The organism is Aquitalea denitrificans (assembly GCF_009856625.1).
GTDB lineage: Bacteria > Pseudomonadota > Gammaproteobacteria > Burkholderiales > Chromobacteriaceae > Aquitalea > Aquitalea denitrificans.
Genome location: NZ_CP047241.1, coordinates 2,188,871 through 2,202,930 on the forward strand (window position 1 = coordinate 2,188,871; position 14,060 = coordinate 2,202,930).

The window sequence follows — 14,060 nt, forward strand, 5'->3', positions numbered from 1 at the left end:
GCGATTTAAAGAAAGCGTTCAGAATGCCGGCAGCGCCTGTGGCGGGGCCGAAGGATGCAGCAACACCGGTATGGATTTGGAGGTGGGGGTATTGCAGACATCACCCACACTGCCCAGCGGCACCAGCGGATTGGTTTCCGGGTAATAGCCGGCAATACAGCCACGCGGGATGTCATACGCAACCAGGCGGAAGTAATTGGCACGCCGCGCTATGCCGTCGTCCCACACAGTGCTGATGTCCACCCAGTCGCCATCGGCAAAGCCCAGCATGGCGATGTCTGCCGGATTGATGAACACCACGCGGCGCTGGCCAAACACACCGCGATAACGGTCGTCCAGCGCATAGATGGTGGTGTTGTACTGGTCGTGCGAGCGAGTGGTCATCAGCGTCATCAGGCGCTCGCCATGCTGCTGGCGGGCGCGCTGGATGGGCGTGTCCTGCTGCACCGCATGCACGATGAAATTGGCCTTGCCGCTGGCGGTTTCCCAGTCACGCTCGCGCGAGGCCACGCGCAGATGAAAACCACCGGGCTGCTGGATGCGGGCGTTGTAGTGTTCAAAACCGGGAATCACCTGCTCGATGGCATCACGGATCTTGCCGTAGTCACCAGCCATCGCCAGCCAGTTAACCCGCGCATCGCCCAGCGTAGCCTGGGCGATATGGGCAATGATGGCCGTCTCGGACAGCAGGTTTGGCGATGCCGGGGCATTCATGCCATAGGAAATGTGCACCATGCTCATGGAGTCTTCCACGGTGATGCCCTGGGCCACGCCGCTGCTGTCGTCGATTTCGGTACGACCCAGCGTGGGCAGGATCAGCGCCGCCTTGCCATGCACCAGATGGCTGCGGTTGAGCTTGGTGGTGATGTGCACGGTCAGTTCACAGGCGCGCAGGCCATCGAAGGTGCGCAGGGTGTCCGGCGTGGCCATGGCGAAATTGCCGCCCAGCCCCATGAGCACCTTCACCTTGCCTTCCAGCATGTGAGCGATGGTTTCCACCACGTCCAGGCCGTGAGCGCGCGGCGGTTCAAACCGGAACACCTTGCCCAGACTGTCCAGAAACGCCGCCGACGGTTTTTCCTCGATACCCACGGTGCGGTTGCCCTGCACATTGGAATGCCCGCGCACCGGGCAGATACCGGCCCCTTCCCGCCCGACATGGCCACACAGCATCAGCAGATTGGACAGCAGCTGCACCGTCTGCAGTGAATGCTTGTGCTGGGTAATGCCCATGCCCCAGGTGGCAATCACCCGTTTTCCGGCCACATAGATGCGGCCCAGATTTTCGATTTCGGCGCGTGCCACGCCGGACTCGGCCTCCAGCAGCGCCCAGTCTTCCCGGCGCAGGTCCTCGGCAAACGCCTCGAAACCCAGGGTGTGCTGACGGATGAAATCCACATCCACAATGCGCGCCGTGCCATTGGCCTGCGCCAGGTCGTCGCGCTCGATCACATACTTGGCCACGCCCTTGATCAGGGCAAAGTCGCCGCCCAGCCTGGGCTGGATAAAGGTGGAAGCAATGGGCGTGCTGCCCATGGTGATCATTTCCACCGGATGCTGCGGGCTGGCAAAACGCTCGAGCCCGCGCTCGCGCAGCGGGTTGACCGACACGATCACCGCGCCGCGACGGGCAGCTTCCCGCAGCTCGCCCAGCATGCGCGGATGATTGGTGGCCGGGTTCTGGCCAAAGATGATGATGGTGTCGGCCTGCTCGAAATCATCCAGCGTCACCGTGCCCTTGCCCACACCCACCGTGCCGGGCAGTCCGCGGCTGGTGGCCTCGTGGCACATATTGGAACAATCGGGAAAGTTGTTGGTGCCATACATGCGCACAAACAGCTGATAGAGGAAGGCGGCTTCGTTGCTGGCACGGCCCGAGGTGTAAAAGGCGGCCTGGTCGGCTGATGGCAGGCGCTGCAGATGGCTGGCCACCAGTTCGAATGCCTGCTGCCAGGCAATGGGGACGTATTTGTCGCTGGCCGGGTCGTACACCATGGGGTCGGTCAGGCGGCCATGCTGTTCCAGCTCGTAATCGGTCTGGGCCATCAGCGCGTCTACGGTGTGCTCGGCAAAGAAGGCCGGTGTCACCCGCTTGGTGGTGGCTTCTGCCGCCACGGCCTTGACCCCGTTTTCACAGAATTCGAAGGTGGAGGCGTGCTGGCGGTCCGGCCAGGCACAGCCGGGGCAGTCAAAACCGTCTGCCTGATTCTGCTTGAACAGCATGCGGTAATTGCCGCCGGCCACCCGCTCCTTGATCAGGTTGATGGCCACGTATTTCAGCGCTCCCCAGCCTGCGGCGGGGTGATGGTAGGGCGCAATTTTTCCCGGTGGGTTCGACTTGTCCATGAGCTGACTTCCATGATCTGCGCAGCGGCAAAACCCGGAAATCGGGCCATGTCCTGCGGCGTTTTGCATGGGTCAGAGCTTAGGGGCTAAGACAGCGGGCAAAAGTGTACACATCCCTGCTATATCACAGAGTACAGTTTGATCTGCATCAAAGACCCGACCGGCAACAGGATGATAGCAACCGGATTGCCAATTTCTTCCATCCTTGCCATCATGCGGCCCGCACCGGCCAGCCACGGATGATCTTGATGGCTGCACTTGCCGGGCAATAGCAAAAAAATACGGATTTCACGAGGCAGCAGTACATGAAAATGTATGAACAACTGGCTGGAGAGCTGGAAGAACACCTTGCCGCCGGCATGCTCAAGGCCGGTGACAAGGTGCCGTCGGTACGGCAGCTAAGCCAGCAGCGCAATATCAGTATCACCACGGTGCTGAAGGCCTATTCGTTGCTGGAAAGTCGCGGCATTATCGAAAGCCGGCCGCAGTCCGGCTACTTTGTGCGCAAGAGCAGCCATGGCACGCATACGCTTACAGCAGATACAGACAGCCCCGCCAGGCTGAAGCCGCCTCCGGTTGCCAGCAATGTGGAAATCAGCCAGCTGGTATTGCGCACCCTGAAAACCATCAGCCGGAATGACGCCGTGCCACTGGGCTCGCCCTATCCCGATTCCAGCCCGTTTCCGCTGACGCGGCTGAGCCATCTGGCCAATAATGTCGCCCGCAAAAGCAATAGCTGGGGGGTGCTGGATGACCTGCCTCCCGGCAATATCAACCTGATCCGCCAGATTGCCGGTCGCTATTTCCTTAACGGCCTGCTGGTGGACCCCAATGAAATCATCATTACCGTTGGTGCCACCGAGGCGCTGAATCTCTGCCTGCAGGCGGTGGCCAGGCCGGGCGATACCATTGCGGTGGAATCGCCGACCTATTACGCCATCCTGCATGCGATCGAACGCATGGGCATGCGAGCGATTGAAATACCCACCAGTCACAAAACCGGCATGGACGTGGACTATCTGGCCAGCATTCTGGAATCAGAAAAGATTGCCGCCTGCATGGTAATGCCCAATTTTCACAATCCGCTGGGCATCGTGATGCCGGAGGAGAACAAGAAAAAGCTGGTGGCGCTGATGACGCGGGCCAGAAAGCCGATTATTGAAAGCGCGGTATATAACGAGCTGTATTATGCCGACACCCCGCCATCCTCCCTGAAGAAATACGACACCGAGGGCTATGTGCTGCACTGCTCGTCTTTTTCCAAAACCCTGTCATCGGCTTTTCGCATAGGCTGGGCCATGCCGGGCCGTTACCGGGACAAAGTGGAAAACCTGAAATTCGTCAATACCTTGAGCACCTCGGCCATTCCTCAAATGGCGATTGCCGAATACCTGACCCAGGGCGGTTACGACCAGCACCTGCGCAGGCTCAGAAAAATATACCAGCAGCAATCAAGAATAATCAGCAGCGTGGTCAAACGCTTTTTCCCGTCTGATTGCATTATTTCCGAGCCAGAAGGCGGTTATCTGCTGTGGGTGCAATTACCACCCCATATCGACGCCATGCGCCTGTATAACGATGCACTGGAACGAAAAATCACCATCGGCCCGGGTAATATCTTTTCCAATACCGGTAATTTCACCAATTGTATCCGCCTGAATTACAGCTATCCCTGGGATAGCGACATCGAGGCCGCCATCATCACCCTGGGCAAGATCATCGCCAACTACCGTCAGCCCGATGCGCCGCATCCTTAGCACCGCCTGACAATAAATTACCTTTCCTGCGCTGTTGCCGCCTGCAGCATCTGATTACGATGTGCTGCACTCAACCAGGCGAGAACACGATGCAGATTTCACGTTTAATCCCGGCACTCACCTTGCTGGCCGGCTACTGTCAGGCCCAGGGCATGGGAGACATGCCCGGCCCGGACCAGGGTGGCAAACCCGGTAGCCACGGCATGCAAGCACAACAGCAATGCAGTCCGGCAGCGGAAGAGCCGCAAATGGTGTCTCCCAAACCCAAGCCGGCCTTCTGGTATTACTGCGCGCAGAGCAAGATGTTCTACCCGCACGTACAGGCCTGCGCCAATGGCTGGAAAATCATTCCGGCCCAGCCGCCGGCTGACGACAAGCTGCCTGATAGCCCGGCCTGAATCTGACGCTCAGGTTACATCCAGACAGTGCGCCCGATTACGGCCATCCTGTTTGAACAGCCACATGGGCGGCCTTGGACGGCTCGCCTCTGACAGCATGGTCGCGGGCATCTTTGTCAGACACCATCACCGGCTAGTGACAACATGGAAAAATCCGCCTGCAGCCAGCGCGACACCAGTGCACGGGTGTCCAGTCCTGCCCTGCCCTGCGCTCGCTCAGCAGATGCCGCACCCGGCTGGGATGGCGGATCTGGTGCGGGCTGAAGCTTGGCGGGGTGCACAAGCAGGCGGACGGGTTGTATCCGATGACATACGGCAAGGCCCGCGCCTGTCGACTGCGCCCCACCACCACGCCGCAATGGCCGTTTTCCAGCTGCACCAGCGAGCCGATGGGAAAGTGGCCGACGATGCCGATGAAGACATCCACCAGCCGTGGATTGAAGTCGCTGCCCTTGCGTGCCAGCAAATAAGACAGCACATGGCGCACCGGCGTGCGCTGGTGGTGGCAGCGTTCTGCCGCCAGCGCATCGTAGACATCGACAATTGCCGTCATCTGGCCAAGCTCAGAAATGGCATGACCAGACCGGGCCACCGGATAGGCAGAGCCATCAAAGCGCTCGTGATGTTCTTGTGCCGGTAGCAGTTGATCCCCCTGCAAACCCAGCACGTTTTGCAAAAAATCCACGCCGCACACCACATGATGCCGCGCCGCGGCATACGCGTCGGCGGGCTGTGTGCCTGGCTTGTTGAGGATGGCTGTCGGCACAAACAGCTTGCCGGCGTCATGCATCAAACCACCGATGCCAGCATCAGTCACCGCCATGGCGCTGGCACCACCCTGCATGCGATACAGCATCAGCAGCACAGATACCGCAGCAGAGTGGCTGTAGTAGTCTTTTTCCACTTCACGACAGAACAACAGCAGCAGCAAAGCATCCTGATTGCGCAGCAAGGACGCATACAGGCAGCCCACCACACCGCGGATATCATGCAGAGATACCGATGATTTCCTGCCTGCATCCGCCCTCAGCCGATCAAACAGGCATTTGACCGCCAGCAGCCCACGGTGTGCCATGGCCAGTTCGGCAGCCAGACCGGCCTTGAAATCCGGATAGGCCATGTTTTTTTCTGTCCTGCCTGGCAGGCTCATTGCGGGCAAGCAGTCTGCACCATTCCCGTGGCACGCCATCAGCCCTGCCGGAAAGTCCCATTGCGCCCGACTGCCGCCCGCTCCTGCTTTCAATACCATCCACATCCCCGCTCACCAGGCAGCAACCATTGCCACCCGACTGCCCATCAGGGCTTGCCGGGCATGCTAATCAGCTATCGGTCATCGGTATTGAACGAAAACGACATCCTGCCACGCCGTGACCAACAAGCGCATACCGCCGGACTGCAGCAGGAAAAAGCGGATTTCAATGTAAAAACAACGCTTACTACGGGTAAGATGCCGACCAGCCAGAGAAATCAAAAATACATGCCCCAATGACAACAAGGCCCGACATGGTGGTTCACGCCCCGATCAGCAATGCCAGAAACGAACTCTGGCTGCCGCCGCCAGCCATGGCATCCTGCATTCGCGCCATCATGATGCGCGACACCAGCGGTGTGCCGCTCAGTAAGGAGCAGCGGTTCAACCGTTTCCCGGTCAACCCAGGCTGCATTTTGCTGTGGACTGTCCGCGGTGAGTTCCAGTTGCTGGCACCCGGTGAGCAGGAAGACCGCTCCCGGACACGGACCGTCGTCCCGGCCCTATCGCTGTGGGCCCCCTCCACCCGCCCGCACAGCGCATGGAATCCGGCAGCCTGCCATTCATTTGCCCTGGTGTTGTTGCCGGATGCCTTTGCTGCACTCACCGGCATTACGCCACTGGATTACCTGAACCGGGTTGTACCGCTGGAAGGCTTGCTGGACGCAGAGTGGATGAGCTGGTGCCAGGCAGTGCAACAGGCTCCTGATGACAAGACGCGCATCGAGCTGGTGCTGCGCTTTTTGCAGCCGCGCTGGCAACACCACAAACAGCGCAACAAGAACGAAAACTGGATTCTGAAAGACTGGGTGCAATACCTGACCACCCACGCCGCCACCTCCAGCCTGGGCAAAAGCGTGCGTCAGGTGGAGCGGCGCATAAAAAGCTGGACCGGCCGCCCGCTGCGCGAACTACGCGGCATAGGCCGGGCCGAGCAGGTTCTGTTTGAACTGGCCATTTCCAGCCTGGAAGAAAACACCAACTGGTCGGACATCGCCAGCAAAAGCGGCTATGCCGACCAGTCCCACCTGTGCCGTCAGGTCAAGGCACTAACCGGCTACAGCCCAGAGGCACTGCGCGGCCACATCATCAGCCACGAAGCCTTCTGGCCGTACCGGATGTGGGGCTTTTGCCATCAGCACCAGCACCATTACCGGCAGCAGACGGCAAAAGACGCGTTGCCAGAGTAAGCAGGCCAGCGTGACATTGCGCTCACCCAGCAAAGCGTAATGATATTTACAGCAGCGCCACGGGCTGCGCTTGTTGATACTGGCTGTCACTGACCGGTTCCGCCCAGTGAGCGGCAACGCCGTTTTCCTGCTCCTGAATCGCAATATGTGTCATGGCCGTACTGGTCGTGGCACCATGCCAGTGCTTGAGGCCAGCGGGTATCCATACCACATCGCCGGGACGGATGACCTGGGTTTCTCCACCCCAGCGGCAAATCAGGCCACAGCCGGCAGTGACCAGCAAGGTCTGCCCCCGCGGGTGGGTATGCCAGGCGGTACGAGCACCCGGCTCGAACGTAACGCTGGCACCGGATGCCCGCGCCGGCTCCTGCGGCTGGAACAACATGTCCACCCTGACCTGGCCGGTAAACCATTCCGCCGGCCCATGCATGGCGGGCTGACTGCCCGCGCGGCTGATATGCAAATCCATGGTTCTGCTCCTTGGCAAGTTCAAATAATGCCGGCTGGCAACGATATTGACAGCGGCAGTATCACTCTAGGCCCGCCCGCCTGCTGGTGGTAGGTCTCTTGCATGGCATACCCTTATGAATGCAGCTCATCAGTCTTTGTGATATTTTGCAAAAACCGCCCATCTGCATGAGGTGTTTTCATTAATGGCCCGCACCGATTACAACAGCCTGCAAACCTTTCTGCTGGTCGCGCGCGAGCGCAGTTTTACCCGGGCGGCATCGCAGCTTGGCGTATCGCAGTCCGCGCTCAGCCATTCCATACGAGTACTGGAGGAGAGGCTGGGTGTGCGTCTGCTCACCCGCAGCACGCGCGGTGTCAGCCCCAGCGAGGCTGGCGAGCATCTGCTGGCGCGCATTGCCGACAGCTACGACAATATCGAATCCGCGCTGGCCACCCTGAGTGAACTGAAGGAAAAACCGGCAGGCACAGTGCGCATTACCACCCACGACCATGCAGCCGACAGTGTGTTGTGGCCGCGCCTGCGCCAGTTGTTGCATGACTATCCGGACATACACTTGGAAATCAGCATCGACTACGCGCTGGTGGATATCGTGACCGAACGCTTCGATGCCGGTGTGCGTAGCGGCGGCCAGGTGAATGGCGACATGATTGCCGCCCGCATCGGCCCGGACTACCGCATGGCCGTGGTGGGATCCCCCGCTTATCTGGCCGGGCGCAGTCTGCCAAAGCTACCGCAGGATCTGGCCGCGCATCGCTGCATCAATCTGCGGCTGCCAACGCACGGCGGGCTGTATGCCTGGGAATTCGTGCAGGATGGCAGAACAGTGGAAACCAGAGTGGAAGGCCAGCTGGTATTCAATACCACCGGCCAGATGCTGACAGCGGCGCGGGATGGCCACGGCCTGGCCTATCTGCCTGAAGACATGGTTCAGGCTGACCTGGCAAGCGGTGCATTGTGTGCTGTGTTGCAGGATTACTGGCCGCTGTTCTCCGGTTACCACCTGTACTACCCGCACCGGCATCAGCCCTCGCCTGCTTTTGCACTGGTGCTGAACGCCTTGCGCTATCGCGGGCCGGACTGAGTGCAACAACGCGTCGCGCGTTCAATCAGCCAACGCAGTGTGCGCACTGCAAACCTTGAGCAGGAAGTCATTGAAACGCTGTGTATTCAAGGTGTACCAGCCATTGTCAATGCTGAAGCCCTTGACCCCGCCCGCCAGCCTGGGCTGTTCAAAATACACAATCGCACGGTCCCGTCCCAAGCCAGCCAGACAATCCAGTTCGGTCATCACTTCCGCACTGTGCACCGCACTACCTCCAAGGGCAAAGTTGACACTCCACCAGACGGAAAGATTGCCGTTTTTTTCCTTGTGTACCGGCTTGTTTTCCATTTCGGCATTTTGTTCGCACTGGTCGCTGCATTGCCAGTACAGTGGCGCGGCCTGCGCCCGCACTGTGGCGGCCAGACCATAATTCATGGCAATACAACAAATAAGCAGGCGTGCGGTCTTCAAATGACGCATGAGGATGGGCAACTGAAAAGCGGGTTTGACTCAAGATGTTTACAGGCAGTTAACCTGCACTGCCTGCATGGAAATTCATTAATAATGTAATGGCAAATTTAAACATCAATAACTTTATTTACCCAATCTTACATTACCAATAACCACACCCCGCTTAGCCCCGTCCTGCAAAATTCAGGCAGCACATTGACGGTATTGATGCCGATTACATCCGCCATATAGCCGCCTGCCATTTCCAAGAAAATGGAAATGCACGGCACCGAGCGGTGCCAATGGCTGATTCAGCTTGGCATGGCAAACAGCTGGAACAGCTCCTTCAGGTGTGGTGCTTCAAAACGGCGGCGTACGGTGATGGCATAGAAGGTTTCCTCCACGCCCTGCACCGAGCCGTACTTTTCCAGCAATCCCTTGCCCAGTTCATCCTTGACCACAATGGCCGGAATCAGCGCCACCGCACCGGCATCGCGCGCCAGCAGACGCAAGGTGGCCATATCGTCCACTTCTGCACGGATACGCGGTTCTATACCCAGTTTTTCGCACAAGAGGTCAAAGCGCACGCGGATTTCGCTCTTGGCACTGGGCACCATCAGTAGTTGCTGGCGCAATATCTGCGGCAAATCGAACGGCCCTTGCACCAGGCCGGGCGGGCCGATCAGGCACACCTCCTGCCGCGCCAGCGTGCGGCAACGCCACGGGTGCTTGTCATCGGCAATCACCGGGCGATTGCTCAGCACCACATCCAGCTCAAAAGCCGCCAGCCGGCCAAGCAACTCATCCAGCCCTCCCGCCTCCAGATTGAGTTTTACCGACTGCCGCCCCAGCACCGGGTGCAGAAAGCCTTCCAGAAAATTGCGTGACAGGGTGGAGACGCTACCAATGCGTAGCTGGCCGCCCTGGCCGGCATCCTGGCTGGTGGTGGTGGCCAGCAGCTCGTTACCCAGCGCAAAAATGGCCTCGGCATAGCGCAGCACCGATGCGCCCATTTCAGTCAGCAGCAGTTTTTTGCCTTCGCGCAGAAACAGCGGCATGCCTAGTTGTTCTTCCAGCTGGCGGATCTGCGCCGACAGCGCCGATTGCGATATATGCAGCCGCTCGGCGGTGCGCGTCAGATGGCCTTCTGCCGCCACGCGCCAGAAATAATACAGGTGGTGATAGTTGAGGCGATTTATCATTCTGTTTAATAGATTGATTTGTCAATATTAATGTATTTTACCGAACAAGCGATGGCGGGCATAGTGCCGGTGTTTTCACTCATACGCCATCCACCTTATGGATTTGTCTCTTCATACCTTGCTGGCCCTGCTCTGGGTGCTGCCGGCACTGGTGCGCACCAGCCAGCCCCGTCACTGGCAACTGGCCCAGGCCAGCGCCGCCGCTGGCGCAGTGGCGGCCTTGCTGCTGATGCTGTTACAAGGCCTGCAGCCGGCCTTGCTATTTCAGTTGCTTATCCAGCTGCTGGCCTGGGTGATCCTGCGCTTCTCGGCACGCTATTTCAGCGGCGAAGCGGGGCAGGCCCGCTTTCTGCGTGCGGTGGGCTGGCTGCTGGCCGGCGCTACCCTGGTGGTAGCCAGCCAGGATTGGCCCACCCTGCTGGCCGGCTGGCTGCTGACCAGCCCGGCGCTGCAAAGCCTGCTGACCTTTTATCCCGAGCGGCCACAAGCGCGCATTGCCGCCCGGCGCGAGGCCGTGGCCAGCCGTCTGGCCGAACTGTGCCTGTTGCTGGGTGCAGGGCTGATAGCCTGGGCGGTGGCCTCGCCTGCCTTTGCCGATATCGCACGTCCGTTGGCATCGCCCATCGCACAACTGGCACGCAATACCGGAGCGCTACTGCTGGTGTGCTGTGTACTGCTGAAAACAGCACAATTGCCGTTTCACGGCTGGCTGACCCAGGTCATGGAAGCCCCGACCCCGATTTCGGCCCTGCTGCATGCCGGGGTAGTGAATCTGGGCGGCATGGTGTTGATCAAACTGGCTGCGCTGTGGGCAGCGGTGCCGCTGACAGCCTGGCTGTTAGTGGTATGGGGTGGCGTTACCGCTGGTCTGGCCTGCTGGGTGATGCAGACCCGCATCAGCATCAAGTTGCGCCTGGCCTGGTCTACCTGCGCCCAGATGGGCTTCATGCTGATGGAGTGCGGGCTGGGGCAATATTCGCTGGCCCTGCTGCATCTGATCACCCATTCCATCTACAAGGCACATGCCTTTCTCAGCTCGGGCAACCAGGTGCGAGCCACCATCCGTCAGTCAAGCAGCGCTCCGGCTAGCGGCAAGGGCTGGCATCTGGCCAGCGGCGTGGCCGGCATTGCCTTGCTGCTGGCCAGCCTGCAAGGCTGGCAACTGGCACAGGGCCATACCCTGCAACCGCCGCCGCTGCTGATTGTGATCATCGGCCTTGGCCTGGCACCGCTGTGCCAGCACAGCATACGCGGCTATGGACTGGCGCTGCTGCTGTGCCAGACCTACCTGCTGCTACACACCCTGTTTGCCAGGATGCAGGCTGACCATGCCACGGCCCCGCTTGCCTGCCAATTGCTGCTGGCGCTGTTCTTTGGCGGGCTGTTCCTGCTGCAAGGCTGGATAGATAGACACCCCGGCCACCACCTGAGCCAGCGCCTGTACGCGCGCGCCTTTGGCGGCCTCTATCTGGACGAATGGTGGCTGCGCACCACCATGCGCACCCGCCTGCACCGGTTGGGGCGACGCTCACCCCTCACCCGCAACGGAGCCACTGCCCATGACATCCGCTGACACGCTCTGGCAAAGTGCCGCCCAGGCCGCGGCCAGCCGCATTGCACCCAGCTGGCCACTGGACAGCCTGCTGGCCAGCTCGCCTTACTGGGGCTTGCGCAGCCAATCGTTCGAACAGGCCCACCATACCTTGCAAAGCCTGGCAGACAGCCGCCTGCACCTGGATGAAGCCGACTACCGGCAGCAGTACGCCGCGGGCCAGATCAGCAATGCCGACCTGAGTGCCGCGCTGCAAGAAGCCGGTATCAAGCAATCTGCCGTGCAGTGGCTGCAACAGGGACAGGCCGAACGCCACACTGCACCAGCAAGACTGCTGCAAAGCAACTGGCGGCAGGACGCTGCCGGCCACGCCGGCCTGCAAAACTGGCAACAGGTGATTACCCAGCAAATCAGTCAATGCTGCGCAGCATGGTTCGATCACGACCAGGCAGAATGGCAGCCTGATCGTCATGGCCGGCTCTATCAGAACTGGCTGGCCGAAATGGCGCTGCAACCGCCACCCAGCCCGGATGCCGCCGCGCGCGAACGCCTGCGCGGTGCCATTGCCGCGCTGCCTCAGGATCACCATGCCCTGTTCCGCCACGCGCAGGAGCGCTTGCAAGCCAAGCCAAGCTGGCTGAGCGACTGGTTTTACGTGCTGCTGCAACGCAATAGCGGCTGGGCAGCATGGTGCCGTTACCAGCAATGGCAAGCCGAACTGGCCGGCACCGCCAGCAGCCTGCCGGCAGAGTTACTGGCCATGCAGCTGGCTTGGGAGTGCCTGCTGGACGATGGCGACCGCACACCGGACAGCCACTGGCAACACTGGCATGCAGCATGGGATGCCCAATCAACAATACCGCCCGTCAACGCGCGCGGCCTGATCTGGCAACGTGCCGCCGAGCTGGCCAGCCACGCCCCACTGCTGTCCCGCCTGAGCGTCCAGCCCGCCGCCACAGAACTTGCCGGAGCCGACATCCATGCCGTCTTCTGCATTGATGTGCGCTCGGAACCGATGCGCCGCGCCCTGGAGCAGGTTTTGCCCGCGGCCACGACCGCCGGATTTGCCGGCTTTTTCGGCCTGCCGCTGGCTATCCGCTTTGCCGGCGAAGACCGCAGCCAGCCACGCCTGCCCGGTCTGCTGGCCCCTAGCTGGGAAGCCATCATGCCGTCGCTGGAAAAGGGCCTGCAGGAATGGGGATCCTTCCAGCGCGCCCCGCTATCGTCCTTCACCCTGGTGGAAAGCGCCGGGCTGGGCAAAGCGGGCAAACTGCTGCGCAAAGCCTTTCCCGGCAAGCGCAGGGCAACACTGGCCGAGCTGGACCCCTGGCTGAACGACAAGGACAAGAGCATGGTCTCCGCTGGCCGCCAGCTCAATACCGATGACATCGTGGCAAGCCTGGAGCACCTGCTGCCTGCCATGGGGCTGGGACAGCGCTTTCCCCGCACGGTATTGCTGGTGGGCCACGCCAGCCACAGCAGCAACAATCCACAGGCATCAGCCTTGCAATGCGGAGCCTGCGGCGGCCATGGCGGCCATCTGCACGTACTGCTGCTCAGTGACTGGCTGCAGCGCCCGGCCGTACGCGCCGGGCTGGCTGCTCGTGGCTGGGCCATACCGACAGCCACACTGTTTTTACCGGTACTGCACCTGACCCATAGTGACGAATTACAGGTCTTGCAAGCCGATGGTCAATCCCCGGCCCTGCAACAGCGCGGCCTGCAAGTACAGCCGCTGCTGGATGAGGCGGCCAGCCTGGCGCGCAGCCGGCGGGCCGGCCAGGACGGCATTCCCGCAGATATCCATACGGGCAAGCTATTGTCCCTGCTCCGGCAAAAAGGCCATCACTGGGCGGAAACCCGTCCCGAGTGGGGACTGGCCGGCAATCACAGTTTCATTGCCGCACCGCGTAGCCGCACCGCCGCGCTCAATTTGCATGGCCGGGCCTTCCTGCAGGAATACGACTGGCGGCAAGACCCGCAAGCCAGCCAGCTGGCGGCCATTTTTGGTGGCCCGTTAGTGGTGGCGCACTGGATCAACATGCAGTATTTCGCCGCCGTTACCGACCCCAGACGCTATGGCAGTGGCAACAAGCTGCTGCACAACGTAGTGGGCGGGCGCATTGGCGTGTTCGAAGGCAATAGCGGCGATTTGCGCATCGGCCTGTCCAAACAGTCCGTACATGACGGCAGCCAATGGCGTCATGCACCGTTGCGGCTGGCTGCCTGCATCGACGCCCCTGCCCGGCTGATCAGCCTGGCGCTGGAACAACAGCCGGAAGTTGCCATGCTGGTAAAGCGCCGCTGGCTACACCTGTACCGTTTTGCCGAAACCGGCATGGAATACTGGCGCAACGGCAACTGGCTGGCAGCCGGATTACCGCATGGCGCCTGAGCCGCAC

General features: G+C 60.6%; 12 protein-coding genes. 7 read left to right on the plus strand and 5 right to left on the minus strand.

The genetic code is table 11. The features are described 5' to 3' along the window. Positions 1-18 precede the first annotated feature (18 nt). On the minus strand, positions 19-2,346 hold the full coding sequence (locus GSR16_RS09895; RefSeq protein WP_159876934.1) for an FdhF/YdeP family oxidoreductase: 2,328 nt from the start codon (positions 2,344-2,346) through the stop codon (positions 19-21). Positions 2,347-2,651: 305 nt separating this feature from the next. Between GSR16_RS09895 and GSR16_RS09900 the strand changes: the two genes are divergently transcribed. Continuing rightward, the gene (locus GSR16_RS09900) at positions 2,652-4,103 is read left to right on the plus strand and encodes an aminotransferase-like domain-containing protein (protein WP_159876936.1); all 1,452 of its coding nucleotides are present in this window, start codon (positions 2,652-2,654) and stop codon (positions 4,101-4,103) included. An 89-nt stretch (positions 4,104-4,192) separates the two neighbouring features. Next, the gene (locus tag GSR16_RS09905) at positions 4,193-4,501 is read left to right on the plus strand and encodes a hypothetical protein (protein ID WP_159876938.1); all 309 of its coding nucleotides are present in this window, start codon (positions 4,193-4,195) and stop codon (positions 4,499-4,501) included. Between the two features lie 133 nt (positions 4,502-4,634). Here GSR16_RS09905 and GSR16_RS09910 read toward each other — a convergent pair whose 3' ends face one another. Continuing rightward, positions 4,635-5,621, minus strand: coding sequence for an HD-GYP domain-containing protein (locus GSR16_RS09910; protein WP_159876940.1), 987 nt, complete (start codon positions 5,619-5,621; stop codon positions 4,635-4,637). A gap of 219 nt (positions 5,622-5,840) precedes the next feature. Here GSR16_RS09910 and GSR16_RS09915 point away from each other — a divergent pair, with 219 nt between their 5' ends. Together GSR16_RS09915 and GSR16_RS09920 are read left to right on the plus strand one after the other, a co-directional pair. After that, positions 5,841-5,990, plus strand: coding sequence for a hypothetical protein (locus tag GSR16_RS09915; protein ID WP_159876942.1), 150 nt, complete (start codon positions 5,841-5,843; stop codon positions 5,988-5,990). Between the two features lie 14 nt (positions 5,991-6,004). Further along, positions 6,005-6,940: a helix-turn-helix domain-containing protein gene (locus tag GSR16_RS09920; RefSeq protein WP_159876944.1), complete on the plus strand. Its 936-nt coding sequence runs from the start codon at positions 6,005-6,007 to the stop codon at positions 6,938-6,940. Positions 6,941-6,986: 46 nt separating this feature from the next. Here the strand turns inward: GSR16_RS09920 and GSR16_RS09925 are convergent, their stop codons facing one another. Further along, positions 6,987-7,409: a (R)-mandelonitrile lyase gene (locus tag GSR16_RS09925; protein WP_205677540.1), complete on the minus strand. Its 423-nt coding sequence runs from the start codon at positions 7,407-7,409 to the stop codon at positions 6,987-6,989. 184 nt (positions 7,410-7,593) lie between these two features. Here GSR16_RS09925 and GSR16_RS09930 point away from each other — a divergent pair, with 184 nt between their 5' ends. After that, positions 7,594-8,493 (plus strand): LysR family transcriptional regulator, encoded by a 900-nt coding sequence (locus GSR16_RS09930; RefSeq protein WP_159876946.1) that lies wholly within the window; start codon positions 7,594-7,596, stop codon positions 8,491-8,493. A gap of 21 nt (positions 8,494-8,514) precedes the next feature. Here GSR16_RS09930 and GSR16_RS09935 read toward each other — a convergent pair whose 3' ends face one another. Together GSR16_RS09935 and GSR16_RS09940 are read right to left on the minus strand one after the other, a co-directional pair. Continuing rightward, positions 8,515-8,889 (minus strand): hypothetical protein, encoded by a 375-nt coding sequence (locus GSR16_RS09935; protein WP_159876948.1) that lies wholly within the window; start codon positions 8,887-8,889, stop codon positions 8,515-8,517. Positions 8,890-9,215: 326 nt separating this feature from the next. Continuing rightward, positions 9,216-10,106 carry a LysR family transcriptional regulator gene (locus tag GSR16_RS09940; protein ID WP_159876950.1) on the minus strand — a complete coding sequence of 297 codons (891 nt, stop codon included), beginning with the start codon at positions 10,104-10,106 and terminating at the stop codon, positions 9,216-9,218. Between the two features lie 97 nt (positions 10,107-10,203). On the opposite strand from GSR16_RS09940, the gene GSR16_RS09945 reads away from it, so the two are divergent. Both GSR16_RS09945 and GSR16_RS09950 read left to right on the plus strand, forming a co-directional pair. Then, a complete protein-coding gene (locus tag GSR16_RS09945) occupies positions 10,204-11,679 on the plus strand; it encodes an NADH-quinone oxidoreductase subunit L (RefSeq protein ID WP_159876952.1) in 1,476 nt (491 codons plus the stop codon). Then, entirely contained in the window at positions 11,666-14,053 is a 2,388-nt protein-coding gene (locus GSR16_RS09950; protein ID WP_159876954.1) for a YbcC family protein, read from the plus strand. The genes GSR16_RS09945 and GSR16_RS09950 overlap by 14 nt, the downstream gene beginning before the upstream one ends. Positions 14,054-14,060 lie beyond the last annotated feature (7 nt).